This is a genomic window from Halobacterium sp. NMX12-1, assembly GCF_040435975.1.
Classification (GTDB): domain Archaea; phylum Halobacteriota; class Halobacteria; order Halobacteriales; family Halobacteriaceae; genus Halobacterium; species Halobacterium hubeiense.
The window spans coordinates 1749377-1773789 of sequence record NZ_CP159204.1; the positions used below are offsets into that span (position 1 = coordinate 1749377).

Annotated in this window: 32 protein-coding genes, 1 tRNA gene and 2 pseudogenes; 18 read left to right on the forward strand and 17 right to left on the reverse strand. The window is 66.4% G+C overall.

What is annotated here, in order from left to right; translation table 11 throughout:
* Positions 1–576 precede the first annotated feature (576 nt).
* The gene (locus tag ABSL23_RS10785) at positions 577–1191 is read left to right on the forward strand and encodes a response regulator (protein WP_353633743.1); all 615 of its coding nucleotides are present in this window, start codon (positions 577–579) and stop codon (positions 1189–1191) included.
* Positions 1191–1436, forward strand: coding sequence for an ATPase domain-containing protein (locus ABSL23_RS10790; RefSeq protein WP_353633744.1), 246 nt, complete (start codon positions 1191–1193; stop codon positions 1434–1436). Before ABSL23_RS10785 ends, ABSL23_RS10790 begins: the two co-directional genes overlap by 1 nt.
* On the opposite strand, the gene ABSL23_RS10795 is transcribed toward ABSL23_RS10790, so the two are convergent.
* Positions 1378–2607, reverse strand: a complete 1230-nt coding sequence (locus ABSL23_RS10795) for a transposase (protein ID WP_353633745.1) — start codon at positions 2605–2607, stop codon at positions 1378–1380. The genes ABSL23_RS10790 and ABSL23_RS10795 overlap by 59 nt on opposite strands.
* Positions 2608–2748: 141 nt before the next feature.
* On the opposite strand from ABSL23_RS10795, the pseudogene ABSL23_RS10800 reads away from it, so the two are divergent.
* The 4 genes and pseudogenes from ABSL23_RS10800 to ABSL23_RS10815 form a co-directional block, all read left to right on the forward strand.
* A pseudogene (locus ABSL23_RS10800) lies at positions 2749–3366 on the forward strand (ATPase domain-containing protein); the annotation flags it as partial.
* Between the two features lie 6 nt (positions 3367–3372).
* Positions 3373–4824 (forward strand): HAMP domain-containing sensor histidine kinase, encoded by a 1452-nt coding sequence (locus tag ABSL23_RS10805; protein ID WP_353633746.1) that lies wholly within the window; start codon positions 3373–3375, stop codon positions 4822–4824.
* A gap of 31 nt (positions 4825–4855) precedes the next feature.
* Entirely contained in the window at positions 4856–5275 is a 420-nt protein-coding gene (locus tag ABSL23_RS10810) for a universal stress protein (protein WP_353633747.1), read from the forward strand.
* A 68-nt stretch (positions 5276–5343) separates the two neighbouring features.
* On the forward strand, positions 5344–5466 hold the full coding sequence (locus tag ABSL23_RS10815) for a hypothetical protein (protein ID WP_353633748.1): 123 nt from the start codon (positions 5344–5346) through the stop codon (positions 5464–5466).
* Between the two features lie 24 nt (positions 5467–5490).
* Here the strand turns inward: ABSL23_RS10815 and guaB are convergent, their stop codons facing one another.
* On the reverse strand, positions 5491–6990 hold the full coding sequence (gene guaB / locus ABSL23_RS10820; RefSeq protein WP_353633749.1) for an IMP dehydrogenase: 1500 nt from the start codon (positions 6988–6990) through the stop codon (positions 5491–5493).
* 287 nt (positions 6991–7277) lie between these two features.
* Here guaB and ABSL23_RS10825 point away from each other — a divergent pair, with 287 nt between their 5' ends.
* The 3 genes from ABSL23_RS10825 (at position 7278) to ABSL23_RS10835 (ending at position 10128) form a co-directional block, all read left to right on the forward strand.
* Positions 7278–8534 carry a transposase gene (locus ABSL23_RS10825; RefSeq protein WP_353635378.1) on the forward strand — a complete coding sequence of 419 codons (1257 nt, stop codon included), beginning with the start codon at positions 7278–7280 and terminating at the stop codon, positions 8532–8534.
* 436 nt (positions 8535–8970) lie between these two features.
* Positions 8971–9858, forward strand: a complete 888-nt coding sequence (locus ABSL23_RS10830) for a DUF5794 domain-containing protein (protein ID WP_353633750.1) — start codon at positions 8971–8973, stop codon at positions 9856–9858.
* Between the two features lie 45 nt (positions 9859–9903).
* Positions 9904–10128: a DUF5795 family protein gene (locus ABSL23_RS10835; RefSeq protein ID WP_059056609.1), complete on the forward strand. Its 225-nt coding sequence runs from the start codon at positions 9904–9906 to the stop codon at positions 10126–10128.
* Here the strand turns inward: ABSL23_RS10835 and ABSL23_RS10840 are convergent.
* On the reverse strand, positions 10125–10331 hold the full coding sequence (locus ABSL23_RS10840; protein WP_353633751.1) for a hypothetical protein: 207 nt from the start codon (positions 10329–10331) through the stop codon (positions 10125–10127). The genes ABSL23_RS10835 and ABSL23_RS10840 overlap by 4 nt on opposite strands.
* Positions 10332–10368: 37 nt before the next feature.
* The gene (locus ABSL23_RS10845; protein WP_353633752.1) at positions 10369–10671 is read right to left on the reverse strand and encodes an antibiotic biosynthesis monooxygenase; all 303 of its coding nucleotides are present in this window, start codon (positions 10669–10671) and stop codon (positions 10369–10371) included.
* 94 nt (positions 10672–10765) lie between these two features.
* On the opposite strand from ABSL23_RS10845, the gene ABSL23_RS10850 reads away from it, so the two are divergent.
* Positions 10766–10942: transfer RNA gene (locus ABSL23_RS10850), tRNA-Trp, on the forward strand.
* Positions 10943–11042: 100 nt separating this feature from the next.
* Here the strand turns inward: ABSL23_RS10850 and ABSL23_RS10855 are convergent.
* The 3 genes from ABSL23_RS10855 to ABSL23_RS10865 all read right to left on the reverse strand — a co-directional run bounded on the left by ABSL23_RS10855 (position 11043) and on the right by ABSL23_RS10865 (position 12357).
* On the reverse strand, positions 11043–11585 hold the full coding sequence (locus ABSL23_RS10855) for a SprT-like domain-containing protein (protein ID WP_353633753.1): 543 nt from the start codon (positions 11583–11585) through the stop codon (positions 11043–11045).
* 133 nt (positions 11586–11718) lie between these two features.
* Positions 11719–11853, reverse strand: a complete 135-nt coding sequence (locus ABSL23_RS10860; protein ID WP_353633754.1) for a hypothetical protein — start codon at positions 11851–11853, stop codon at positions 11719–11721.
* A gap of 123 nt (positions 11854–11976) precedes the next feature.
* Positions 11977–12357: an Hsp20/alpha crystallin family protein gene (locus ABSL23_RS10865; RefSeq protein ID WP_353633755.1), complete on the reverse strand. Its 381-nt coding sequence runs from the start codon at positions 12355–12357 to the stop codon at positions 11977–11979.
* A 159-nt stretch (positions 12358–12516) separates the two neighbouring features.
* Here ABSL23_RS10865 and ABSL23_RS10870 point away from each other — a divergent pair, with 159 nt between their 5' ends.
* The 4 genes from ABSL23_RS10870 to ABSL23_RS10885 all read left to right on the forward strand — a co-directional run bounded on the left by ABSL23_RS10870 (position 12517) and on the right by ABSL23_RS10885 (position 16582).
* Positions 12517–13284, forward strand: a complete 768-nt coding sequence (locus ABSL23_RS10870; protein WP_353633756.1) for a GTP cyclohydrolase III — start codon at positions 12517–12519, stop codon at positions 13282–13284.
* A 43-nt stretch (positions 13285–13327) separates the two neighbouring features.
* Entirely contained in the window at positions 13328–14569 is a 1242-nt protein-coding gene (dinB, locus tag ABSL23_RS10875; protein ID WP_353633757.1) for a DNA polymerase IV, read from the forward strand.
* Positions 14570–14683: 114 nt separating this feature from the next.
* Positions 14684–16081: a GntP family permease gene (locus tag ABSL23_RS10880; RefSeq protein WP_353633758.1), complete on the forward strand. Its 1398-nt coding sequence runs from the start codon at positions 14684–14686 to the stop codon at positions 16079–16081.
* A gap of 54 nt (positions 16082–16135) precedes the next feature.
* Entirely contained in the window at positions 16136–16582 is a 447-nt protein-coding gene (locus ABSL23_RS10885) for a universal stress protein (RefSeq protein ID WP_353633759.1), read from the forward strand.
* Between the two features lie 72 nt (positions 16583–16654).
* On the opposite strand, the gene ABSL23_RS10890 is transcribed toward ABSL23_RS10885, so the two are convergent.
* The 6 genes from ABSL23_RS10890 to hisC form a co-directional block, all read right to left on the reverse strand.
* The gene (locus ABSL23_RS10890; RefSeq protein ID WP_353633760.1) at positions 16655–16837 is read right to left on the reverse strand and encodes a hypothetical protein; all 183 of its coding nucleotides are present in this window, start codon (positions 16835–16837) and stop codon (positions 16655–16657) included.
* Between the two features lie 31 nt (positions 16838–16868).
* On the reverse strand, positions 16869–17516 hold the full coding sequence (gene tpiA / locus ABSL23_RS10895; protein WP_353633761.1) for a triose-phosphate isomerase: 648 nt from the start codon (positions 17514–17516) through the stop codon (positions 16869–16871).
* A 124-nt stretch (positions 17517–17640) separates the two neighbouring features.
* Positions 17641–18174: a multiprotein bridging factor aMBF1 gene (locus tag ABSL23_RS10900; protein WP_353633762.1), complete on the reverse strand. Its 534-nt coding sequence runs from the start codon at positions 18172–18174 to the stop codon at positions 17641–17643.
* A gap of 48 nt (positions 18175–18222) precedes the next feature.
* Complete coding sequence (locus ABSL23_RS10905; RefSeq protein ID WP_353633763.1) at positions 18223–18822, reverse strand: CDP-alcohol phosphatidyltransferase family protein; 600 nt, start codon at positions 18820–18822, stop codon at positions 18223–18225.
* On the reverse strand, positions 18819–19325 hold the full coding sequence (locus ABSL23_RS10910) for an adenylate kinase family protein (protein ID WP_353633764.1): 507 nt from the start codon (positions 19323–19325) through the stop codon (positions 18819–18821). The genes ABSL23_RS10905 and ABSL23_RS10910 overlap by 4 nt, the downstream gene beginning before the upstream one ends.
* Positions 19322–20395, reverse strand: coding sequence for a histidinol-phosphate transaminase (gene hisC / locus ABSL23_RS10915; protein ID WP_353633765.1), 1074 nt, complete (start codon positions 20393–20395; stop codon positions 19322–19324). The genes ABSL23_RS10910 and hisC overlap by 4 nt, the downstream gene beginning before the upstream one ends.
* Positions 20396–20492: 97 nt before the next feature.
* Between hisC and ABSL23_RS10920 the strand changes: the two genes are divergently transcribed.
* A complete protein-coding gene (locus ABSL23_RS10920; RefSeq protein ID WP_353633766.1) occupies positions 20493–20918 on the forward strand; it encodes a hypothetical protein in 426 nt (141 codons plus the stop codon).
* 24 nt (positions 20919–20942) lie between these two features.
* Here ABSL23_RS10920 and ABSL23_RS10925 read toward each other — a convergent pair whose 3' ends face one another.
* Together ABSL23_RS10925 and ABSL23_RS10930 are read right to left on the reverse strand one after the other, a co-directional pair.
* Entirely contained in the window at positions 20943–21188 is a 246-nt protein-coding gene (locus ABSL23_RS10925) for a type II toxin-antitoxin system HicA family toxin (RefSeq protein ID WP_353633767.1), read from the reverse strand.
* Positions 21189–21392: a type II toxin-antitoxin system HicB family antitoxin gene (locus ABSL23_RS10930; RefSeq protein WP_353633768.1), complete on the reverse strand. Its 204-nt coding sequence runs from the start codon at positions 21390–21392 to the stop codon at positions 21189–21191.
* Positions 21393–21496: 104 nt separating this feature from the next.
* On the opposite strand from ABSL23_RS10930, the gene ABSL23_RS10935 reads away from it, so the two are divergent.
* Both ABSL23_RS10935 and ABSL23_RS10940 read left to right on the forward strand, forming a co-directional pair.
* Positions 21497–21916, forward strand: coding sequence for a Rieske 2Fe-2S domain-containing protein (locus tag ABSL23_RS10935; protein ID WP_353633769.1), 420 nt, complete (start codon positions 21497–21499; stop codon positions 21914–21916).
* 46 nt (positions 21917–21962) lie between these two features.
* A pseudogene (locus ABSL23_RS10940) lies at positions 21963–22286 on the forward strand (arsenic resistance protein); the annotation flags it as partial.
* A gap of 67 nt (positions 22287–22353) precedes the next feature.
* Here ABSL23_RS10940 and ABSL23_RS10945 read toward each other — a convergent pair.
* On the reverse strand, positions 22354–22497 hold the full coding sequence (locus ABSL23_RS10945) for a hypothetical protein (RefSeq protein ID WP_353633770.1): 144 nt from the start codon (positions 22495–22497) through the stop codon (positions 22354–22356).
* 38 nt (positions 22498–22535) lie between these two features.
* Here ABSL23_RS10945 and ABSL23_RS10950 point away from each other — a divergent pair, with 38 nt between their 5' ends.
* Complete coding sequence (locus tag ABSL23_RS10950) at positions 22536–23852, forward strand: transposase (RefSeq protein WP_353633771.1); 1317 nt, start codon at positions 22536–22538, stop codon at positions 23850–23852.
* Between the two features lie 135 nt (positions 23853–23987).
* Here ABSL23_RS10950 and ABSL23_RS10955 read toward each other — a convergent pair whose 3' ends face one another.
* A complete protein-coding gene (locus ABSL23_RS10955) occupies positions 23988–24383 on the reverse strand; it encodes a DoxX family protein (protein ID WP_353633772.1) in 396 nt (131 codons plus the stop codon).
* Positions 24384–24413 lie beyond the last annotated feature (30 nt).

Genomic DNA, 24413 nt, shown 5'->3' on the forward strand with positions numbered 1-24413 from the left:
ATAGCTGTGAGTAATGCTGTTCCAATAAGTGGGGAACACACCCATGCGATTGCTTGGCACCTGTACGGGGACATCCTCGTGCAGGTTATCTGTGATCGATCCACGCTGAATTGGATGCGTGGACTCTGACCCCAAGAACGTCAGCTTCGCGTGCGAGAGAAGGTAGCTCAAGATGGGTGCACAACCGGACTCTTTATTCCGTGGAAGGACCGCCCGGCGCGCTCGCGGTTTGAGCGCGCCCGACAGGCTCCGCGAAACCGGTTGCAGCGCTGGAATCGCGTCGCGTTCCGCGCGAGCTTACGAGCGCGGGCACGAATCCCTCTAGAACGGCGCGTTAGCGCCGAATTCCCGGGTATTCAAGGGTTCAAATCGTGCCCGGCCCGCTTTCTCGAAGACGGATACTGAGTTAGGTCGTTAGCGGGTGAACTGTTATTTTACACTACGCGATTCCACCTGTTCGTTACTTTCGCCCCTCGAAATAGATAGAAATCTGGAATAGTTGTTGTTTGGTTGAACACTTGTCGAAACGACTTAAAGTAACCCGGTCCTCTAAAGAATCAGATTACGGTGCCGCAAATGGACCGAGAAACCTCCCCGGTGGTCCTCGTCGTCGACGACGAGCGAGACCTCGCCGACCTGTTCACCGCGTGGCTGTCCGACGACTACACCGTCAGGACCGCGTACAGCGGGCAGGAGGCACTGGACGCGCTCGACGACGAAATCGACGTCGTGCTGTTGGACCGCCGGATGCCGGACCTCTCCGGGGACGCCGTGCTCACGGAGGCCCGCGAGCGCGACCTCGACTGCCGGGTGGCGATGGTGACCGCCGTCGACCCCGACTTCGACATTGTCGAGATGGGGTTCGACGCGTACCTCACCAAGCCAGTGACGAACGACGACCTCCACGACGTCGTGGAGACGCTGCTGACGCGCAAACACCACGACACCGCAGTCCAGCAATACTTCCAGCTCGTGACAAAGCGCGCCGCGCTGGACGCCCAGTACGGCGACGACGCCGCCGCCGACCCGAAGTACGAGGCGCTACAGGCCGAAATCGACTCGTTGGAGCGCGAAGTGGACGAGCTCGCCAGCAAGTTCGACGAGGACGACTTCGAGGTGGAGCTGCGTCGCATCGAACAGGACGCCGTCGGCGACGGTCCTGACGTCGACAGCAACGGGGGCGACGTCTGATGTCCGGCATCGAGGAGCGTGTCTCGACGGGCATCGACGGCCTCGATGCGGTGCTGCACGGCGGGCTTGAACGCGGCACTGTCAGCGTCATCAGCGGCCCCAGTGGCGCGGGCAAAACCACGACCGGAACGCAGTTCGTCAACCGCCTCGGGGCCAAGCCCCGAGGCTTGTCAGTGGATTCCCGCTCTATCCGCGCAAGGCGGAAGGCGTGTAATCGCCATTCGCGTTCAGCGTCCCTGACTTGAGGGCCAGTTGACTGGTGGCCCGTCCAGCACCAGACTTGAGCCAGTGCTGGACAAGCCGCCACCCGATATTCCGAGCGGCGTTGTAATCCGCGTGCAGTTCCTTTCCACACTTCAGGCACTCAAACTCGTCACCATCACGGTTGTCCTCATGCGTGAAGCCGCATTCGCCGTGACTACACCGCTGCGATGTGTACGCAGGGGCAACATCGTCCACGTCGATTCCGTACTCTTCGGCTTTGTATTCGACGTGGCGTTGGAGTTCGCGGAACGCCCACTGCTGGAACTTACTGTCGTTCGAGATGCGCTCACGAATGTGCGTCAGGTTCTCGAACGCAATCGCCGTACAGTCGTTCTCCACAGCTTCGCGGACGACGGCTTTCGACACGCGGTGGAGATAGTCCGAGCTCCATCGAGCGAACCGTGATCCGATACTTTTGATGGTGAGATGTGCGGAACGAGTGCCCGTCTGTTGGAGATTGCCGCGCCGACGCTCGTACTCGTCACGCTTGTGGTTGAGGAAGTCTGCGTTTCCGAGGAACGTTCCCGTGCTGGTGACGGCGAGGGAGCCGTCCACGTTCAAGTCAACGCCGAGAACCACTCCGTTCTCGGTCGAATCGTTGCCAGAATCAGCGGGTTCGACGTCTTTCTCGACTGCGACGTGGAGGTAGTACGTCCCGTCACGCTTGTGAAGCGTGGCCTCGGTTTTCTCCCAGTCGTCCGTCCAGTACTCCGCAAACGGTGTCCCTGATTCGTCGTCGGGCGTGACGAACTCGGCGGTCACGCGGTCGCCCACGGTTGCGAGGGTCACGTGGTCGTCATTGTAGGTGATGGTGCGCTCGTTATACACGACGACACTACCTCGAAACTCTGGTTTGCTTGCCTTCTTGCCGTCGTCGAGGATGCGGTCTTTGCAGTTGCCAAGTGCGTCGGCGGCGAGGTTGCGGGCTGATTGGACAAGACTGGCTTGCAAACTGGTTTGCCCCCGGACAGCAGTGTAGGTTTGGTCGTGGAGCGTGTTCTTCGTGTCCTCGATTTCCGTGGGGTCGCCGCTCCATCCAGCGTCAGCGACGTGCTGCGCCGCTTGACGGAATTGCTCGAACGTCTCATCGAGAACGCTGTGAACGTCCTCGGGAACGTCGAGCTTTATCTGGATGTTGCGGACGACCTCCATACTTCATTAGTGCTATTAGAGATACTTGAAAGTATTTCTTAAAGCGTGGGAAGTCGGCCTTGCCATTGCGTGTGATTTGCGTCATCGAGTGTCGGCTTCCTCCTCGACCTCAAGGGTCGGGGTATCCGCCTTGCAATCTGTATGAAGGAGGCGGCGGGCCGGGGGGAGCGCTCCGTGGTCTACCTCTTCGAGGAGAGCCGGGCGACGTTCCTCACGCGCTCGGAGGCCGTCAACATCCCCGTCAGGGAGATGATCGACCGCGGCACGCTCGCCGTCGAGGAGATGGACCCGCTGGACTTGACGCCACAGGAGTTCGCGAGCATGGTGCGCGAGGAGGTCGAGCAACACGACACCGAGATCGTGATGATCGACGGCATCAAGGGGTACAAGGTCGCGCTGGCGGGCGACGACGAGACGCTCGTCAGGCGGCTGCACGCGCTCGGCCGCTACCTCAAGAACATGGGCGTGACCGTCGTCTTCATCGACGAGGTCGGCCACCTCACGGGCGACTTCCAGCCGACCGAGGTCGGCATCAGCTACCTCGCGGACAACATCGTCTTCCTGCGCCACATCGAGGTCGAGGGGGAGCTCCGGAAGGTCATCGGCGTGCTCAAGAAGCGCACCAGCGACTTCGAGCGGACGCTGCGCCGCCTCCAGATCACCGAACACGGCATCAAGGTGGGCGAGCCGCTCACCAACCTCCGCGGCCTACTGACCGGGACGCCGGAGTTCGTCGACGACGGGGCGTCGGACCCGTAAGCGCCGATGTCCGAGCACGGCGACGAGCGGCTGTCCGACGCGGTCTTCGCCGACGACGAGCGGCTGTGCGTCGGCGTGGTGCTGGAACACGACCAGAACCGCGCGCTCCTCACCGAGTGGCTCGACGGGACCTACGACGTGCTCGCGCCCGGCGCCGACGGCGTCACGCTGGCGGCGCTCGCGGAGCGCGCGGACCTCCTGCTGCTGGACGAGCGCGCCTACGAGCGCCACGCCGAGTGGGTCGCCGACTACCGCGAGCGCGAGGCGTCGCTGTTCTCCCCGGTGTTGTTGCTCGCGTCCAGCGACGAGCTGCGGGCCGCTGCGGACGTCTGGTCGGACGTCGACGACGTCGTCTCCGTCCCCGTCGAGAAGGCGGTGTTGCACGCTCGCATCGACGGGCTGCTGTCGCGGCGCGCGCTCTCCCGGGAGCTGGCTGCCAGCGAGGACCGGTTCCGGACGCTGTTCGAGACGAGCCCCGACCCCGCGATCGTCGTCGACGCCGACCGGGTCGTCGTGGACAGCAACGCCGCGTTCCGCGACCTCGTCGGCGCCACCGGGTCGTGCCACGGGCGGCCGCTGGACGGCTTCGACGCGTTCACGGCCGAGGCCATCGAGACGATGTGCGCGACCACCGGCGGCGACGAGGACGCGTGGTCGAGTTCGGCCGTCGTCCCCGTGCAGACGGCGACCGAGCGCCGCTACGTGGAGTGCAACGCCAACGACCTCGGGACCGTTCCCGGCCACCGCATCCTCATCCTGCGGGACGTCACCGAGCGCGTCCACCACGAGCAGGAACTCAAGCGGCAGGTCGACCGCCTCGACGAGTTCGCGGGCGTGCTCGCGCACGAGATTCGGAACCCGCTGGGCATCGCCAGCGGGTGGCTCGACCAGGCCGAACGCACCGGCGACCCGGAGGCGTTCGACCGCGTCGAGACCGCCCACGAGCGCATGGACGCCCTCATCGGCGACCTCCTCCAGCTCGCTCGACAGGGAAGCGTCATCGGGGAGCGGACGTCGGTCCCGCTGGCGGGCCTGGTCGCGGACTCGTGGGCGGGCGTGACGACGAAGCGCGCGACACTCGACGTGGCGCCGGAGCTGGCCGGCCGGACGGCGACCGGCGACCCCGACCGCATCGGCGAGGTGTTCGCGAACCTGTTCCGCAACGCCGTCGAACACGGCGGGCCGGAGGTCACCGTGGAGGTCGGCGTGACCGAGGACGGCCGCGGCGTCTACGTGGCCGACGACGGGGCCGGATTCGGCGGCACGGACCCCGACCAACTGTTCGAGTCCGGGTACACGACCGCCAAGAACGGCACCGGGTTCGGGCTCGCCATCGTCGAGCAGATTGCGGACGCCCACGGCTGGACGGTCACCGCGACCGACGCCGAGGGCGGCGGCGCGCGCTTCGAACTCGGGGGCGTGCTGGACGGCGACGACCCGACCGCCGAACGCGCGTAGTTTTAAGCCCCTGTCGGGCGTCGTGGTGACCATGTACCGCGTGCTGGTACCGGTCGACGACGATGTAGACCGAGCGCTCGCGCAGGCCCGCTACGTGGCGAACCTGCCCGACGCCGCCGAAAACGTCGAAGCTATCGTACTGTTCGTGTTCACCGGCGACGCCGAGGACCTCCCGGAGGACGTCCAGCAGTTCAAGTCCGCGAGCCGCATCCAGTCGGTGCGGCGCGCACAGGAGTTCCTGGAGGACGCGGGCGTCGACGTCCAAGTCCGGGACGACTCCGGGGACACGGTCGACGACATCATCGCGGACGCCGACGAGTACGACGTCGACGCCATCGTGCTCGGCGGGCGCAAGCGCTCGCCCGCGGGGAAGGCCATCTTCGGCAGCGTCACGCAGTCGGTCATCCTGAACGCCGACCGCCCGGTCGTCGTCACCGGCGAGGACGCCTGAGCGCGGCCCGCTACCGCGGCAGCGTCGCTACCGTAACAAATTTCTCCGGCGCGTCGCATCCCCCGCACATGGCGTTCGAAACGTACGAATGCCAGGCGTGTGGCGACGAGTTCAAAGCGTTCGAGGACTCGAAGGCCGCGGCGAACGGCTACTGCAGTCCGCGCTGCGAAGTCGACGGCAAAGGACTCTGAGCGGCCGGCGCCGTGCTGGCTACGTCACTCGTTCTGCGGGCTGTAGTTGGGCGCTTCGTCCGTGATCATCACGTCGTGGGGGTGGCCCTCGGTCTGGCCCGCGGCGGAGACGCGTACGAACTCCGCGTCTTCCTTGAACTCGGGGATGGTCTCGGCGCCGACGTAGCCCATGCCGGACTGGATGCCGCCGACGAGCTGGTGGAGTTCCGCCGAGAGCGGGCCCTTGTACGGCGTGGCTGCTTCGACGCCCTCGGGGACGAACTCCTCGTCCTCGTCTTCCTCCTTGAGGTAGCGGTCGCCGCCGCCGGACTGCATCGCGCCGACCGACCCCATGCCGCGGTACTGCTTGTACTTCTTGCCGTTCATCGTGATGACGCGGCCCGGGGCTTCGTCCGTCCCGGCGAAGTACGAGCCGAGCATGACGGCGTCGGCGCCCGCGGCGATGGCCTTCGCGGCGTCGCCGGAGTACCGGATGCCGCCGTCCGCGATGACCGGGACGTCCTCGGGGTGAGCGACGTCCGCGACCTCGGAGACCGCCGTAATCTGGGGCATGCCGGCGCCCGTGACGACGCGCGTCGTGCAGATAGAGCCCGGGCCGATGCCGACCTTGATGCCGTCCGCGAAGTCGACGATTTCCGCGGCGGCCTCGCTGGTGCCGACGTTCCCGACGACGACGTCGGCCTCGACGGTTTCGCTGATTTCGCGCGCGGACTGGATGACGTTCTTGTTGTGGGCGTGCGCGCAGTCGATGAACAGCACGTCGGCGCCGGCGTCGTCGGCGGCGGTCGCGCGGTCCTCCTCGAAGGGACCGACGGCGACGCCGACGCGCAGGTGGCCTTCTTCGTCGCGAGCGGCGTCCTCGTGCTCGCGGCGCTCGAGGATGCCCTGCATCGTGACGAGGCCGACGAGGCGGTCGTCGTCGTCCACGAGCGGGACGCGCTCGATCTTGTGCTCGTACATGAGTTCGAGCGCGTCGCGGGCGTCGACGTCCTCGTCGGCGGTGATGACCTCGTCGGTCATCGCCTCGCGGACCGTGTCGGACTCGCCGACTTCGAGGTACGGCCGGATGTCCGTGCCGGAGATGATGCCGAGCACGCGGTCGTCGTCGTCGACGACGGGCGCGCCGGAGACGCCCTCGTAGTTCATCATCTCGTCGACCTCGCTGACCGTCTGCTCGGGCCGGGCGGTGACGACGTTCTCGCGGTCGATGACGAGCTCGTCGGCCTGCTTGACGCGCTCGACCTCGGCGGCGGTCTCCTCGACGTCCATGTTGCGGTGGAGGACGCCGAGCCCGCCCTCGCGGGCCATCGCGATGGCGAGGTCCGACTCCGTGACGGTGTCCATCGCCGCGGAGAGAATCGGCGTGTTCAGCGAGACGTTCGTCGAGACGCGAGTGCTGACGTCGGCGTCGTCGGGTTCGACGCGGCTCTCGGCGGGGCGCAGGAGCACGTCGTCGAAGGTCAACGCTTCCGGTACGCGGAGTTTCTCGGAGAATCGGCCGTCAGTCGAAGGGTCGTGCGCCATGTAAACCGTCGCGGCGCCGGTGGCAAAAACGTTCCGAGATTGGGCGAACGTGCGTGAACTACTCCCGTGGGTCGCTCGGTGTCAGCACGTCCGTGCAACGGCTTTCGGGGGCGGACCCAACGAACGGCCACTGGCTACCAGATCTATCGTAGATTCAGCGAGAGAATCCCGCCGTTTACGGCGGGCGTGAATCGTGTCACTTCCCTACGTAGTAGATGTGATGAGAGCTAGCTGGATATTCATCCAAGGACCCAGTCATTAAGTCACTCTGATTTCATAGGCTATGTATAGTGGATCTGGTCACAACACGCACTATCACGGCGGCACTCACCAACGACCGTGAGGGTGTCGTCCGTGACCTGGATTCACTCGGTCGCTCAGGGAGTAAAATCTGGAACGTTGCTCGGTGGACCACCAGCCGCATCTGGGACGAAACCGGTGAGATACCTGACGAAGGACCGCTCAAGTCCTACATGAAGAACCAGGGCTGCTGGAACGATTTGAACGCCCAATCAAGCCAGGCAATCGTCGAAGAATTGGCTGGCGCTTTCCACTCCTGGTTCGAACAGGACGACCCGGACGCAAACCCACCGGGCTACCGCAAACACGGCGACCAGCGACCGCGCAGCACGATCACGTTCAAAGAAGACGGCTTCAAACTCGACACCAAACACCAACAAGTCCGCCTGTCCAAAGGGAAGAACCTGAAAGACGGATGGAGCGATTTCATCCTCTGTGAGTACGACACCGGTCCAGACGCAGACCTGACTGACGTAGAAGGCGTACAACAGGTCCGCATTGTCTGGACTGGCGACCACTGGGAACTGCATTTCGTCTGCAAAGTCGCCATCAACGTAGACGACGCGTCTGGTGAGAAGACGGCTGGTGTTGACCTCGGCATCTGCAACACTGCAGCTGTCTCGGTTGGCGATGAGACTCTGCTGTATCCGGGGAACGCGCTCAAAGAAGACGCTCACTACTTCCGCCAGCAGGAATACGAGACAGAAGGAACGGATGGCCCCAGCAACCGTGCGGAGTGGGCACGCCAGAAGAAGTCTCGACGACAGGACCACTTCCTGCACGCAGTGTCGAAAGATATTGTTGCGCAGTGTGCTGATCGAGGTGTCGGCACGATAGCGGTCGGCCACCCCGAAAACATCCGCAGGGAGGAAGACTGGGGGAGACACGGGAACAAACGTCTGCACGATTGGGCGTTTGACACACTGGTTCACCAAATCGAGTACAAGGCCGAAGAGCGCGGGATTGACGTGGAACGGGTTGATGAGTACGAGTTGGCCACGTCCATAACATGCTGTGAGTGCGGGATGAAAGCGGATGCAAACCGTGTTGAACGTGGGTTGTACGTCTGTGAGAACTGCGAGTTGGTCGCCAATAGTGACTTGAACGCGGCGGAGAATATGCGAGCGACGGTAACTCCGAGTCCCTCACGGGATAGGAGTAACGGCTGTCTGGCCCAGCCAGCGGTCCGCCTGTTCGATAAATCAACGGGGCAAGTCGCCCCACAAGAGCAGGGAGGACTGTAAACCGGCAAATATCCCAACGCTGCGGTGCGGTTTGGGAAGCCTCGCCGTTTACGGCGAGGAGGAGGTCACCGACGAACGACAGAATCTCCGTCCCCCGACCGTCGATTTCTCGACTATCGTCCACGGACCCCGACGGACAGTAGTCCGGTACTTAAAGACAGGTTTTGGTCCCCCATCACGTGGTGGCGTCTCTCACGCAATCTTTATGCGTGCGACCCTAATGGTTGTGCATATGGACTCCATCAGTCCCGAGGCAGTGCGTACCGCCGGCAACCACACCGTCGACTCCGCCGCACGCACATTTTTCGGTAAACTGATGGACACATTCTGGCTCGGAACGCCGGCGCTTGCGCGACACACCGCCGAACGCTCGGCGTCGCGTGCGTCACTGTATCACCGGGCCGACCAACGTCCGTCTAGGGTAGCCCCGTAGTTCATGAGTAGTTCACGCCACCCCGTCGCCCTCCGCCTAGAGCAGCGTGTGGGCGGCGACACGCGACTACTCGCGACGGTGATGCTGCTCCCGCTCGTGGACGGTATCTTCGCCGCCCTCGTGCTCGCGGGCGGGCTCGAAACCTACGTCGGCATCGCCCAGATCGGGCTGCTGGTCTTCGGCGGGAGCGCGACGCTCGCGGTCATCCTCGCGGAAATGGACGAGGACCCGCGCTCGCAGGCCACCACCGTCCTCGTCGTCGGCACGCCGCTGATTCTCGTCGCCGCCGCCGAGGCAGCGCTCGCACCCACCATCGCGACCGTCGTCGACATCCCGACGTTCGAGCGCTTCGCCGCCATCGTCATCCTCGCCATCGCCGCGAAGACCGCCAGCTCCACCATCGGCGACTACCTGCCGTCGCCCGGCATCATCATCGGCCTCGGGTTCGTCGCGAGCGTCCAGCCCGCGGGCGCCGAACTCGTGTTGAAGTCCGACCCCGCGTTGATGCTGCGCGCCGCGGCCGCCGGCGGCGTCGCCGTCGGCTTCGCGCTCGCGGTCGTCGCGCTCCAGCCGTACCTCCGCCAGGTCGTCGACATCGACCGCTTCCGGTTCGGGAGCGCCGTCGCGCTCGGCACGCTCGCGCTCTCCGTGTTCGGGCTCGTGCCCTCGCAGGCCCCGCTGGTCGTCTTCGCGGTCGCCGGCCTGCTCGCGTTCGACCCCGAGGAAGCCGGCGTCGACACCCCGGACGTCCCGCCGACCGTCGACGACGGCCCCGACGGCGCCGCCGCACCCGCCGCGACGCCCGACGGCGGCAGCGACCCCGACGAGGACGAAGCCGCCTACGGCTACCCCGGCGAGGACGGCGCCGAAGAACGCGCCCCCTGGCTGTAAGCCCGCGAGGAGAAGTCTTTAGCCGCCCGCGGCCGTCCCGCCGGTATGTCCGACAACCGCGTCGTCGAAGGCCGCATGGTCACCCCGAAGAAGCTCGCGGAGCTCGTCGAAGGCGAGTCCGTGATGGACGCCGAACCGATCGAGGACGCCGACCGCGACTGCCCCGAGTGCGGCGGCGACGTCATTTCGGTCGGCTACATGCCCTCGGTGACGGAGTTCGTCACCGGCTACAAGTGCCAGGACTGCGAGTGGAGCGCTCGCGAGGACTAACGGCTCCAGCGCACGTCCTCTATTTCGTCGCCGCTCGCGATGACGTGCCCGACCACTTCGCCGTCCCCGCAGTCCTGTACGTCCACGCGGTCGTAGGCGTCCGCGACGACCTCGCGGAGGTCCGCGTCTAACGCCGCTGCTTCCTCGACGCCGAGTCGCATCTTCCCGCCGATTTCCCGGACCACGATGGGGTACTCGGTCATGCCCCGGCGTTCGCTCTCGGCCCGGAAAGACCAATCGCTACGCGCGAACCTCGTAGTGCGCGACCGTCTCCTCGTACCGCGCGAGCAGGTCCTCCGCGCGGTCGGGGACGTGGGCGGTCTCGTACTCCTCGCCCGCGAACGCCTCGATTCCGTCCCACGACGCGAACCGCGCGATCGTCACGAACTCCACCTCGTCGCCCGCGTCGCGGCGCAACACCTCGAAACGCTCCAGCTCGGGGATGTCGCGCTTCGCCTCCGGGAACACTTGGTCGGTCACGAACGCCTCGTACTCGTCGGCGTCGGCGGGCTCGGTCCACCCGCGCCACACGCGTGCGATCACGCGCTCGAATACGAGCGGGTGGCCCTTGTTGGTGGTGACCTGAGACGCCGAATCGAAACGCACTTAGGACAAATCACCGTACGGAGGAACGCGAGGGGCTGTGGCCAAGCCAGGAATGGCGACTGACTCCAGAGGCCACGCGCCCGGGACGAAATTCCAGACTGGTATACCGAGCGGCCGACTGATCATCGGTCCGCGACGACGACCCTCTGGAGTTCCGAGGCGCACCGGAGATATCAGTCGATCGGGGGTTCAAATCCCTCCGGCCCCACTTCTTCGTCGGCGCAAATCCCGGAGCCGTGGCTGTCTGTTCACCGGATTCACCACTGAGATCGCCACGGGTGCCTCGTTCGCGACGCCGCAGAGCGAACTCAGTCCCCGTTCTTCTTCGCTGTTCGAGCGTACAGCCGCCCGCCGCACCCGCTACAGCGGTAGTTTTCGGGCTGTTTCACGAGCTTGGACTTCCGGTAGCGCGCCAGTTCGCTCCCGCAGGATTCGCAGACGACCCACCAGTTCGGCTCCGCGAAGCGCTCGCAGGTGACCGACGTCCGGAGTTCGGTCGCCCACTCTCGGAAGGCGTCGCCGTGGCTGGGGTCGCCGGCTTCGTTCAGCAGGTGGACGTGAATCAGTTCGTGACGAATCACGTCCGCGGTGGCGGCCCAGCCGTGCTCCTGGAAGTACTCCCACGTCAGCGAGACGGTTTCAGGGTGCTCGCCGTGGTACTTGACCGCGCCGGCGCGGCGCTTCGCGCGCTTGCTGACCTCCCACTTCAGCGCGCTCACGTCCGCCGCGAGGTCGTAGGCCTCGACGACGTCTCGGGCGTACACTTTCGCGACCGCGAGGAACTCCGGGACGGCGACGTCTCGGTCGACCGCGTAGAACTCCGTCTCCAGCGTCGGCGTCCCGGACGTCATCGTTGGTTCGGGCGTGAGTTACGCCCCGGGGATAGTAGCGTTGTGGGTCGACCGGCGTCCAGCGGCACGCCCTCGAATCGCCCAATCTCACCGCTGGCCGGTCACCGCTCCGACCGGGATGGAGCCCCGGAGTTCAGTCGGCTTCGATCTCCTCGACGTCGAACAGCTCGTTACAGCTGTTGCACTCGTAGACGTTGGTCGTACCACGGGAGTCGCTGTGGTCGGCCGAGACGACGAGTTCGCCGCCGCAGTCGGGACACTCGGGCATACGTGGCCGTTCGGCGGCGTGGGTGTCGAGGTTTGTGGCCGAACAGCGCCGCTCGGGTACGCGACGCTACCGAACGACGAAGGTCACGAAAAAACGAGGTGGGAGAGCAACGGCGCGCGCGGGTCAGCCCTCGATGGGGATGGTGTGGCCGCGCGTGTCGGCGCCCTCGCTGATGGGGAGGGTGATTTCGAGGACGCCGTTGTTGTACGAGGCCGTAATCTCGTCCTCGTCGATTTCCTTCGGGAACCGGAAGCGCCGGTGGTAGGTCTTCTTCCGGCCGCGGTTCTCGTCGACGTGCTCGGCGGCGACGTTGAGCACGCCGTCGTCCCACGCGACCTCGATGTCGTCGGTGTCGAAGCCGGGCACGTCGATGGAGAGGACGAACTCGTCGTCCTCCTCGTACAGTTCGTAGTCGCTGCCACCGAAGCCGCCCTCGCCGAACAGCCGGGAGGGCAGGTCGAGGCGCTGCATCCACGAGCTGGCGTCAGTCGCGGGCAGTGCCATGGCTATCACCTCGATTCCACGCGGTACTGTGAGCGCGGTTCGTAAAGAGCCCAACGAATTCGACAGATTGAAAATCAGTTTTCGCTGCCACGAACTCTGTGCAGATTTGGAACGCAATCCACAACCGATATACCTCCGTGGGGCCGAGTGTCGGTAACCGTGACGAACACGCAGGTCACTCTCGTGCAGTTGGACAACTACGGGCCGTGGACCGTGACGCCGTCGCCGCGGCGCGAAGTCGACCTCCAGACGATGCAGTCCCGGCTGTACGCCGACCTCTCGCAGGCGTTCGGGATGCGGGACGGCTACGTCTTCTTCACGCGCTTCGACAACATGATCGCGGTGAGCAACGGGCTCGACCTCGAAGACCACGCCCGCATCCAGGAGTCGATTCGGAACCGCTACCCCGTCACCGTCAGCCTCTCCATCGGCACCGGCGCGTCGCCCGCGGACGCGCTCGTCGAGGCGACTGCCGCGCTCCAAGCGCAGGGCAGCGCGCAGGACGCCGACCGCCGCGAGGCGCTGCTGGGCCAGCCCATCGACGAGGAGACACGCACTGACGACGACGTCCAAATCGCGCACTTCGACGTCGTGGACGCCACCGGCACGTACACCGACGAGCTCGACGCGTACTCGTCGTTCATCCACATCGAGCAGGGGTACGCCGCGCTCATGCAGCACATGCACGACGCCCACGACTCCCTCTCGTTCTTCGTGGGTGGCGACAACATCATCGCGGTCTGCCCGGACCTGACGCCCGCCGACTACGAGGAGGCAATCGAGCACGTCAGCGACACCGCGGGCGTCGACCTCCGCGTCGGCGTCGGCCACGGCGTCTCCCCGCACGACGCCGGCATGGGCGCCAAGCACGCGCTCGAAGACGCCCGCGAACACGAGACCGAGGTCGAAGTCGTCCCCGAACCCTGACCGGACCGGCCGTTTTTTGCTCGTCGCGCCCGAATCACGCGTGATGGTCGACGGCGAGCGACTCCCCGGCGCGCCCGACCGCGAGGAGCGCATCGTCTTGCACGTCGACATGGACTGCTTTTATGCCAGCTGCGAGCGCCGCCGCGAACCCGCGTTGCGCGGCGAACCCGTCGTCGTCGGCATGGGCTACGAGCCCGGGGAGACCGTCGGCGCGGTCGCGACCGCGAGCTACGAGGCCCGCGAGTACGGCGTCGAGAGCGCGCAAGCCATCGGCGCCGCCCTCGACAACCTCCCGCGGAAGGCCGACGAGCCCGACAACCCGGACGCGGGCTACTACCGGCCCGTGGACCTCGACTTCTATCAGGACGTGGGCGGCTCGGTCAAGGAGATTCTGCACGAGCTCGGGGACACGGTGCGGGAGGTGAGCATCGACGAGGCCTACTTGGACGTCACCGACCGGACCGCGTGGGGCGTCGCCGAGGGGTTCGCGCGCCACGTCAAACAGCGCATCGCCCGCGAAGTGGGGGTGCCGGCGAGCGTCGGCGTCGCGCCCGACATGAGCACCGCGAAGCTCGCCAGCGACTACGACAAGCCCGACGGCCTCGTCGTCGTCGAACCCGACGAAGTGCGGGAGTTCCTCGCGCCCATCGACGTCGCGGACGTCCACGGCATCGGCCCGGTTCGCGCGCGGGAACTCCGCGAGATGGGCATCGAGACCGCGGGCGACCTCGCGAGCGCGGACCCCTACGAACTCACCGACAAGTTCGGCGACCGCGGCCGCGACCTCTACCGGCGCGCCCGCGGCGAGGACAACCGCCCCGTTGAGCCCCGCGGGGAGCCCAAGAGCCTCTCCCGGGAGTCCGCCTTCGACGGCGCGACCGACGACTTCCAGCGCGTGCGCGAGCAGGTCGCGACGCTCGCCGAAGCCGTCGCGGACCGCGCCACCCGGAAGGACGCCTTCTACCGCACTATCGGAGTCAAGGTCGTGACGCCGCCGTACGACGTCCACACGCGCGCCGAGTCCCTCCCGGGACCCGTCGACGACCCCGGGCTCGTGGACGACGTCACGCAGGACCTCCTCGGGGAGTTCGACGGCGAGTCCGTGCGGAAGGTCGGCGTGCGCGTCTCGAATCTGGACTTCTCCGAGCGCGAGCAGGCGAGCCTCGACGGCTTCGACAGCGACGGCGCCGGCGACGCGGCGGCCTCGACGTCCCTGCGGGGGCGCCGGCGCGACGAACCCGACGGCGGCCGCGACGGCCAGATTTCGCTGGACGAGTTCGAGTGACGTCCGTCCAACGTTCCGGCCGTCTTCGACCGCGGACTACAACGCTGTAATAATTAATTGTAATTTTAATAAAAACTTTTTTGAAGTGGTGAAGTCCCCGATAAATTGCAACATATGGCAATCGAGTTCGCACACAGTCCACTGCTCACGTTCGCGGCCGGTCTGGCCGTGGTCGTGTTGCTGTTGGTCGTACTGGACCTCCCTGCGTTCGTCGGGCTCACGATTGCGGCGTTCACCGTCGGCCTCGTCAACGCCGTCTTCGTCCCCGACTTCGCGGTGGCGGACGCCGCCTCACGCACGGCATCAGCCTTCGGGGACGGCATGGCCGGCATCGGTATCCCCATCCTGATGGCCGCCATCATCGGGAAATCGATGCTGGAGAGCGGCGCCGCCCAGCGCATCGTCCGCGGCTTCCAGTCGTTGGTCGGCGAAGCCAACTCCGACATCGCGCTGTGGGGGAGCAGCTCCGTCCTCGCCATCCCCGTGTTCTTCGACAGCGTGTTCTACCTGATGGCGCCGTTGGCGCGCTCGATGCGCGCCCGGGTCGGAAAGAACTACGCACTGTACCTCGTCGTGGTCGGCGCCGGCGCGGCGACGACGCACGTCTTCGTGCCGCCGACTCCCGGCCCGCTCGCGGTCGCCGAGAGACTCCCCGGGGTCGACCTCGGCCTCACCATCCTCGTCGGCATCAGCGTCGCGATTCCCGCAGCGATCGCCGGCGGCCTCGTCTACGGCCGCTGGATCAACGCCCGGCTGGACATCCCGCTGCGGGACGCGATGGGCACCACTACCGAAGAACTGGAAGAGCGCGCCCAGCGCGACACCACGAACCTTCCCGGCGTTCTCGAAGCCATCGCACCCATCTTCCTCGCGGTCGCGCTCGTCGGCTCCGCAACTGCCGTCAACACCTTCCAAGAGTGGTACCCCGTGCTGGAGATCGTCCAGCCCTACGTGGCGTTCGTCGGCGACAAGAACGTCGCGCTCACCATCGCCGCGATGGCTGCCGCCGTTACCTACCTCCGCTGGACCGGGCTCTCGCGCTCGGTCTGGGAGGATGAACTCACGGAAGCGCTGAAAAGCGGTGGTAATATCGCAGCGATCACCGCGATGGGTGGCGCGTTCGGCGCACTGCTGGCGGCCTCCGGCATCGGTCCGTACATCGCTGATATCCTCCAGAACTTCGGCATCGGCCTGCTGGTGACCGCGTGGCTCATCGCCGCCGTCGTCCGTATCGCACAAGGTTCGGCGACCGCCGCGATGCTCACCGCCGCGGGCATCATGGCGCCGCTGGCCGGCCAGCTCGACGTCAACGCCGCCTACCTCGTGATGGTCATCGGCGCTGGCGGGAACATCTGCTCGTGGTACAACGACTCGGGCTTCTGGCTCGTCAAGGAAATTGGCGGTCTCACGCAGACGGAGACGCTGAAAACGTGGACCGCACTGACGACGGTCATCTCCGTCACCGGGCTGGTGACGGTGCTGATTCTGTCGTCGGTACTGCCACTAGCCTGACCCGTCTCGCATCGCTGCCAGAACACTCACCACACACGACTCGAACCAAACACTATGGATCGCGCACTCGCAGTCATCGACCCGACCGACGCAGCGAAAGACCTCCTGCACGAAGCCGGCACTCTCGCCGCGGGCGTCGACGCCGACCTCGTGGTGATTCACGTCACCACCGAGGATGAGTACGGCGGCCGCCGCGAGGCGATGGAGGCGATACCGAACGGTTCGGCGAGCTACACGCCCGACGACGCCGAAGCGGGCGCCGCGCAGTTCGCCGCCGACCTCGCCGACGAGATTCTCGGCGATCTCGACGTCGAGTACGAGACCGCCGGCTACCTTGGCAACAAGGCCGGCAAGACCCTCGACGCCGCCGCCGAACACGGCTGCGATCACATCTTCCTCGCGGGCCGCAAGCGCTCGCCCACCGGGAAAGCCATCTTCGGCGACGCAACACAGAAAGTCATCCTCGACTACGACGATCCTGTTACCGTCCTGACGGCTTGACATCAGCCCCGCGCTAAAGCACGGGGCTTTCTCTGTGTACTTCCGCAACCAACCACTGCGCGTTTCTCGACGCTAGTCGCCGGTGGAGGTCAACGTGCCGAACAGTGCGAGTCCGAGCCCGACGAACACGCCGATGTGGAACAGGACCATCGTCTCGATGCCGCGGCCACCGTACCGGCGCAGGTCGTGGATGAGGATGAACCCGCTGGCGAGGATGACGGCGATACCGAACAACCGGAGATCGCGGGCAGCCATACGGGCTGGTCGGCCGTCGGTGTCTTCAGGGTTACACGAGTGGTTCGACGAGATCTTCGAGCGCCGCGCGCGGATCGTCGGCTTTCGCAACGCCGCTGGCGAGTAGCACGCCGCTGGCGCCCAGTTCGCGGGCGGCTTCGAGGTCGTCGCCCGTGCTGATACCGGCGCCGCAGTAGACATCGACGCTCGGGTCGACGGCCTCGGCGGCCGACACGGCGTCCTCGACGATGCCCGGGTCGGCCTGCGAGACCGGCGTCCCCGTGCCGATGAGTTCCGGCGGTTCGACGGCGACGGCGTCCGGGCCGAGCGCGGCGGCCGCAGCGACCTGCTCGGGGTTGTTCGCGCACACCACTGTATCGAGCCCCACGCGGTCGGCAGCGTCGAGGCTCCCGTCGATATCCGCAAGCTTGCGGCGGTGCTCGGAGTGATTGAGGAGGGTGCCGACAGCGCCGTTCGCTTCGACAGATTCAGCGAGCACGCTGCCCGTGTGGCTACCATGCTCGACCGGGCTGACATGCTGGGCGTACGTCGTCGCCCCCGTCTCCGCGACCCGCGCGAGGTCCGCGGACTGTGGCGCGACGGCGATAGTTGTATCTGTCTGTTCGGCGACGTCGGCGGCGGCCTCAGCGACCGCGACCGGGTCGCAGGGGTACGCCTTCAGATTGACGAGTACGAACACGTCTCCAACGGCGTCCTCAGAGGCGAAAAAGCTGTAGGTTCAGCAGGAATTGCCGGCGTCGCCGCCCGACGCGGCGACAGTGCGCGTCAGCACGGTCGCGCCGGCGGTGAACACTGTCGTGCAGCTAGCTGTCGTCGCCCTTGCGACGGACCTTGTCGCCGAGCGTCAGCCCCGCGCTGTCGCTGGACGACGACCAGTCTTCGTCGGCGTCGTCGCCGGACTCGGTCAGCGAGATGCCGAGCTTGGTCTCGAGCTTCTCGCGGACGTCGTCGCTGGGAAGGCTGTCGCCGCGTTCGAGCTTCCGGATGACGCTGGCCTTCTCGTTGAGGTCGTCGGCCAGCTCCTCCTGGCTGAGCCCCTCACTTTCGCGGGCCTTCCGGATGCGGTCATCGTAGTCGCCGGCGAGTTCCTCCATCTCGTCGAACATGTCGCGGCGGCGGCGACCGCCCGAGGAGCCGCCGCTAGACGAGGACGTAGCGCCGCCCGAGGACGAACTAGATGAAGACGTCGAATACTTCGTGCTGGTGGTGCTGGAGGACTCCGTCTTGACTTCCGTGCCGAAGTCGGCGCAGTCGTCGCAGACGTCGATCTCCGCCCCCTCGATTTTGACGGTCTTCGGGGACGAGACCTCCTTGCCACACATCTCGCACTGAGCCATACGCATAGGTAGCCGCGGCCGACGCTTAAATGGCACGCCGCCGGCGCTTCAGGACAGTTGGCGCCACGCGGAGACGAACCGCTGGATCGCGGTAAGGTGGCCGACGACGGCGAACAGCGCGAGCAGCCACGCAACCAGCGAGAACCCGCCCACGGCCGGGATGAATACGGAGAGGCCGCCGGTGATGCCGACGAGCGCGAGCCGGTCTGCCCGCCCGAGCAGACCACCGTACACGCGGTCGAGGCCGACGGCCTGTGCTTGCGTTCCCAGATAGGAGGTGAGCAGAACGCCCGTGACGGCAGCAAGCCCCAGGTCGTACCGGCCGATACCCGCCGCGAGGCCGGCGACGATCACCACGTCGGCGTACCGGTCGAGCACGTGGTCGAGGAGGTCGCCGGCTACGGAGTCAGTGCCGAGTTCGCGTGCGACCGCACCGTCCAGGAGGTCCAACCAGCCGTTGACGACGACGCAGAGCGCGCCGACCGCGTACAGCAGTGGCGTTGCGCCGTAGAACGCGGCCGCGGCGCCGACCGCGAACACGAATGCGACGACGCTGATGACATCGGGCGTGGCGCCGACGGCGACGGCGGCGCGCACCCACGGCCGCAGCAGCCGGTTCGCGAGGTCGCGGTACGTGTCGAGGGTCATAGATACTCCGTGAAGTCCACCTCGCCCGCGGACGGGTCGCGGTCGCCCGCGAGTACCGCTTCGATATCGTCGGCGACCGCCTCCGGGTCGCGATCGGTCGTGTCGATTTCGTAGACGTTGGGCTTCCCGTGGTCGCGGACCGCCTCCGAGAGGATGACGTCCAGCGCCTCGCTCTCAGCGTTCTCCTGAGCTTTCTCGGCGGGCTCGCCGCGCTCGATGAGCCGGCGCTCCAGCTCCCCGGGCGCGCACCGCAGCACGACCACGCGGTCGGCGTCCAATAGGTGCGATAGGTGGGACTCCACGAGCACGTCCTCCCGGCCGTCCAGCCAGTCGCGGACGGCGTCGAGGTCCGCGACCTTGCTGTCGCGGGCTTCGTCGACCTCCGTGTAGAGCCCCTCCTCCTCGATGACATCGTTGAGGTGGACGATTTCGAGGTCAGTGTCGAGGTGCTCTGTAGCAGTCGTCTTCCCCGTGCCCGGCGTCCCGGTGACGGCGACTCTCACTCCGCCAGCACCTCGTTGAGCACGGCGACCGCGCGCTCGGTCTCCTCGCGGGTGCCGCAGGTGATGCGGACGTGTTCGGGGAGCCCGAAGCCCGAACAGTCCCGAATCAGGACGCCCTCGCGTTTCGCGGCCTCCGCGACTTCGGTGGCGTCGCCGACGTCGGCGAGCACGAAGTTCCCGTGGCTCTCGTACGTCCGCGCATCGAGCTCGTCGTGCATGTACTGCCGGGACCACTCGACGCTGTCGACGGTCTGCTCGACGTGTTCGTCGTCATCCAGCGCCGCGGTGCCCGCGCGGCACGCGATGGCGCTTGCGGCGAACGGCGTCTGCACGCGAGCGTAGGCGTCCGCCCACGCCGGCGGCGTGAGCGCGTAGCCGAGCCGGATACCCGCCAGCCCGTACGCCTTCGAGAACGTCCGCAGCACCGCCACGTCGTCGCGCTCGTCCAGCAGCGAGACCGCCGAGGGGGCGTCCGTGAACTCGCCGTACGCCTCGTCGACGACGACCAGCGTGTCCTCGTCGGTCTCGTCGGCGACCTCCTCGACGGCGTCCAGCGTGAACCGGTGGCCCGTGGGGTTGTGCGGGCTCGTGAGGTAGACGACGCGCTCGCCGTCGTACGCGTCCAGCACGCTCTCCGGCGTGAGCGCGAACCCGTCTTCGGTGCGGATGTCGTACTCGGCGACCTCGCCGTGGTGGAAGCGCGCGCTCATCCCGTAGTACGTGAACCCCGGTGTGGGGACGAGCACGCGGTCGCCGGGCGCCAGCAGCGCTCGCGCGAGGTAGTCGAGCGCGCCGTCGCCGCCGTTCGCCAGCCACACCTGCTCGTCGCTGACGTCCCACTGGTCGGCGAGCGCGGCGGTGAGGTCGGCGTGGACGGCCTTCGGGTAGCGGTGGACCTCCGAGGCGGTCTCGCGGATGGCGGCCTCGGCCTTCGGACTCGGGCCGTGGGGGTTCTCGTTCGAGGAGAGCTTCACGAACTCCGCCGGGTCCCGTCCCAGCTCCCGTGCGACCTCCTCGATGCCCCGACCGGCCCGGTACTCCACGTGGTCGGAGAGGTCCCGTAGTTCCATGCCCGAGTCGAGTGGCGGGCGCGCCTTAAGCGTGCCTTCACGGAGCCGTCCGCCGATACCCCGGCGTTTTACGACGCGGCAGCCACTACTGGCGGCCATGGCAGTCACCGAGACAGTCGTGTACGCCTTGCACTTGTTGTTCGCCGGCCTGTGGACCGGGAGCGTGCTGTTCGCGACCGCGACGCTCCCCGGCGTCGCCGGGAGCCTCCCCGCCAGCGCCCGCGACTCGTTCGTCGGCACGCTCCGCAACGTCTCCCGCGGTAGCTCCGCCGTCCTCCTCCTCTCGGGCGGCTACATGCTCACGCTCGCCGGCTACACCGACGGCGGCACGCTCACGGGCACGGGCCGCGGCCACCTCGTGTTGACGATGGTGGTGCTGTGGCTCGCGCTCGCGGGCCTCACCGAAGTCGCCGCCGGCAAGCTCGAAGACGGCGAGGACGCCACCTCCATCCTCTACGGCGCCTCCGTCGTCGCCGTCCTGCTCCTGCTGGACGCCGGCGCGCTCGCCGGCGGCGCGTTCTGACGCGGCCGTCGCTACTTCTCGCGGTTACCGGTGTTCGTCTATCCACGCACACCACGCGTGGAAGTCGTCCGCGCCGCACTGCTCGGCGATGCTCTGGAGCGTGCCGAGACGCACGCGGTCGTGGAGCGGTACCGTGACAATCCGCTTCTCGCCGGTTTCGGGGTGCGTGTATTTGAGAATCGCGTGGTCGCCCCGGGTTCGGTCGTGGCGGTAGCCGAACCGCTGGAGGACGGCGACGATTTCCCGTCCCGAGAAGTCGCGCGAGCCCATTCAGGCGTCGAACCACGGCGCGTCCGGTTCGGGCGCTGACGACTCGTCCTCGCGGGCCTCCTCGGTGAGCGCGACGGCTTCGTCGAGGTTCATCAGCGCCTCCTCGCGGGTCGCACCCTGGCTCGCCACGCCCGTCTCCTCGTCGATGGCGGACCACCAGCCGTCGTCCTCCTCGACGAGCCGAATCTCGCGTCCCGTGCTCATGGTTGTCGGTAGGGCGGTCTCGCGTATAAACTTCCGGCCGGCTCTCTTCCTCACCGACCGCCGCATCCGTGAGAACTAACGTGGTCGCGGCCGCCCCTCGTGGTATGGGTCGCTATCGCGTGACGAGCGTCGCGGACGTCCACGAGGAGGGCGGGACGGTGTTCACGGTGCGGGACGAGCACGGCGGCGACGAGGAAGTCCTGCTGGTGCCCTGCGAGGACGGCGTGGAAGCGTGGGTGAACCGCTGCACGCACGAGCCACAGCGCCTCTACCGGGAGGGCGTCGGCGCGGTCGTGCGCGACGGCGAGGTCGTCTGCCCGCGCCACGGGTCGATGTTCGACGCGTGCAGCGGCCACTGCGACAACGGCGAAGCCGCCGACACCACGCTCGTCGACGTCGAAATCACCGTCGAGGACGGCCAAGTCTACCTCACGGACGACGACGTGCAGTACCTCCACGACGGCCTCAAGCGGGACGAGGGCGACGACGGGGGGCCGAGTTCGACCTCGCACATCCAGTTCTGACGGCGAGACGGACGGTTTTTAGCGCGTCCGCGGAGACGACGCGGACGTGACCGGGAAAGAGTGGCTCCAGCGCCGGCAGATCGCCGTCTACGCGGTCGCGGTCGCGCTCGCCGTCGGTGTCGCGGCGAGCCGGCCGGCGACGGCGGGGCTCGCCGAGCGCGCCGTCGAACCCGTGCTGGCGGTGCTGCTCTACGTCACGTTCCTCGAAATCCCGTTCGTGCGGCTGCGCCGCGCGTTCACGAACGCGCGGTTCGTGGGCGCGGCGCTCGCGATGAACTTCCTCGTCGTCCCCGTCGTCGTCTGGGCGCTGACGCGCGCGTTCCCGCAGGAACCGGTCGTGCTCGTCGGCGCGCTGATGGTGCTGTTGACACGTAGAGAGCGGAAGCCCACCCTTTAGAGGCGGGTGTAAGCGTCAGCATGGATTGGCAATCCACGCGCTATTGCTCGTCTGGATGTTCCACCGCTTCCAACCCCGCTTTAATGATCTCCCTATAGGCTTCTTCGAGAGTTACGTCCTGCTGTTCGGCGTAGTCTTTCACGCGCCCGTTCAACGTGTGCGAGATGTCGATGTTCGGCCGCATCGGTTATGTCCAAAAGACATTTAGACACAAAGCTACAAATGTCTGTTGTCGTGAGGCGAACCAACACATTCGCGGTGCGCCCGCTCTCCACGCAGGACGAGCAACTGCTCCGCGAGCTGTTGGACGCCTCCGCCAGCCTGTGGAACGAACTCACCTACGAACGTCGCCAGAACTTCTTTGACGGCGAGTCGGTGTGGGACACCGCCGACTACCGCAAACAGTACGTCGACGTCCTCGGCTCCGCCACCGCCCAACAGGTCATCCGCAAGAACAGCGAGGCGTGGCGGTCGTTCTTCGCTGCCCGAGAGGATGGCGAGGACACCGCCCCGCCCGGCTACTGGGGCAACGAGGACAAGGGGCGGGAGTTGCGGACATACATCCGCAACGACCAGTACACCCTCGAAACCGGTGAGCGGAGCCGCCTCGAAGTCCCCGTCGGCCAAGCCCTGAAAGACGAGTACGGGCTTGGCTACCACGACCGCCTGCGCCTTGAAGTCGCTGGCGACCCAAAGTGGGAGGGCGAACAGGGCCGGTTAGAACTGTACTACGACGAAATCGACGACACGTTCAGGGCCATTCAACCCGTTACCGTGCCTGATTCTCGACGGGATTCACCACTAGCCGAGGAATCGGCTGCCTTGGACGTGGGCGCGAATAACCTCGTCGCCTGCACCACCACGACCGGTGGGCAGTACCTCTACGAGGGGCGCAATCTGTTCGCCCGCTTCCGCGAAACTACCGAGGAAATTGCGCGCTTACAGTCCAAACTTCGCGAGGGCCGATACAGTAGCTGCCGGATTCGACGCCTCTACCGCAAGCGGACACGGCGACGCGACCACGCACAGGACGCGCTCGTCCGCGACTTACTGGAACGACTGTACGACGAAGGCGTTGCGACCGTGTACGTGGGTGACCTCACCGACGTGCTGTCGACGTATTGGTCGGCAGCGGTGAACGAGAAAACGCACCAGTTCTGGGCGTACCGGTCGTTTATCAACCGTCTCGCTACGACTGCCGAGGAGTACGGCATCACGGTCGAAGTCGAGTCAGAAGCATACACAACGGCGGAATGCCCAGTATGTGGTGAGCGCGACGATACAGACCGGAACGGCGACGTATTCCGGTGTTCGTGTGGCTACGAGGGACACGCTGACCTCGGTGCCTCGCGGACATTCCTCGAACGACAGGCTGGCACGAATCTGGAAGTCGGGTCGATGGCACGGCCCGTGCGCCTCAAGTGGGACGACCACGACTGGTCGGAGTTACCACGCTCCCCCGAGAGGGCAAGTCCCAACGAGGAGCGCACAAACCGGAATACCAGCGACGGGAAACTTGCCTCCGTTGGGACGGCATAGCCAATATCCCCACCGGAGGAATCCCACCCCTTCAGGGGTGGGAGGATGTCAAGCAGACGCTCGTCGAACTCGCGGGGATGGTCGCGCTCACGCGGGTCGTTCCTGCGTGGCTGCTCCCCGGGGACGAGTAGCCGGTCAGTCCTCGCTTCGGTACGCTTCCCGGAGGAAGACGAGCACGCCGCCGAGCATCGCGAGGTTCCCGAAGAACGCGAGGCGCTCGCCGCTGGCGTCGTCCTCGTCGGCGTTCCAGAAGTCGTGCATCGTCGCGGTGACGACGGTGAGGAACGTCGCCGCGGCGCCCGTCGCGAGCTTCGGGAGCCGCCAGAGCGCGATGCCGAGGCCGGCGGCGACCATCGTCCCGGACGCCAGCGGCGCCAGCAGGTCGGGCATCGGGACGCCCGCGGAGTCGGCGTACTCGACGGTGTCCTCCATATCACGGAAGTCCTCGCTGGCCTGCGCGGCGAGCCCGAGGCCGAGCGCGACGCGCCCGAGCGCGGACAGCGAGCGGTCGTCGTCGGAGTGGTCTGTCATCGCGTCGTCGTTTTCGCGGCGCGGACAAAA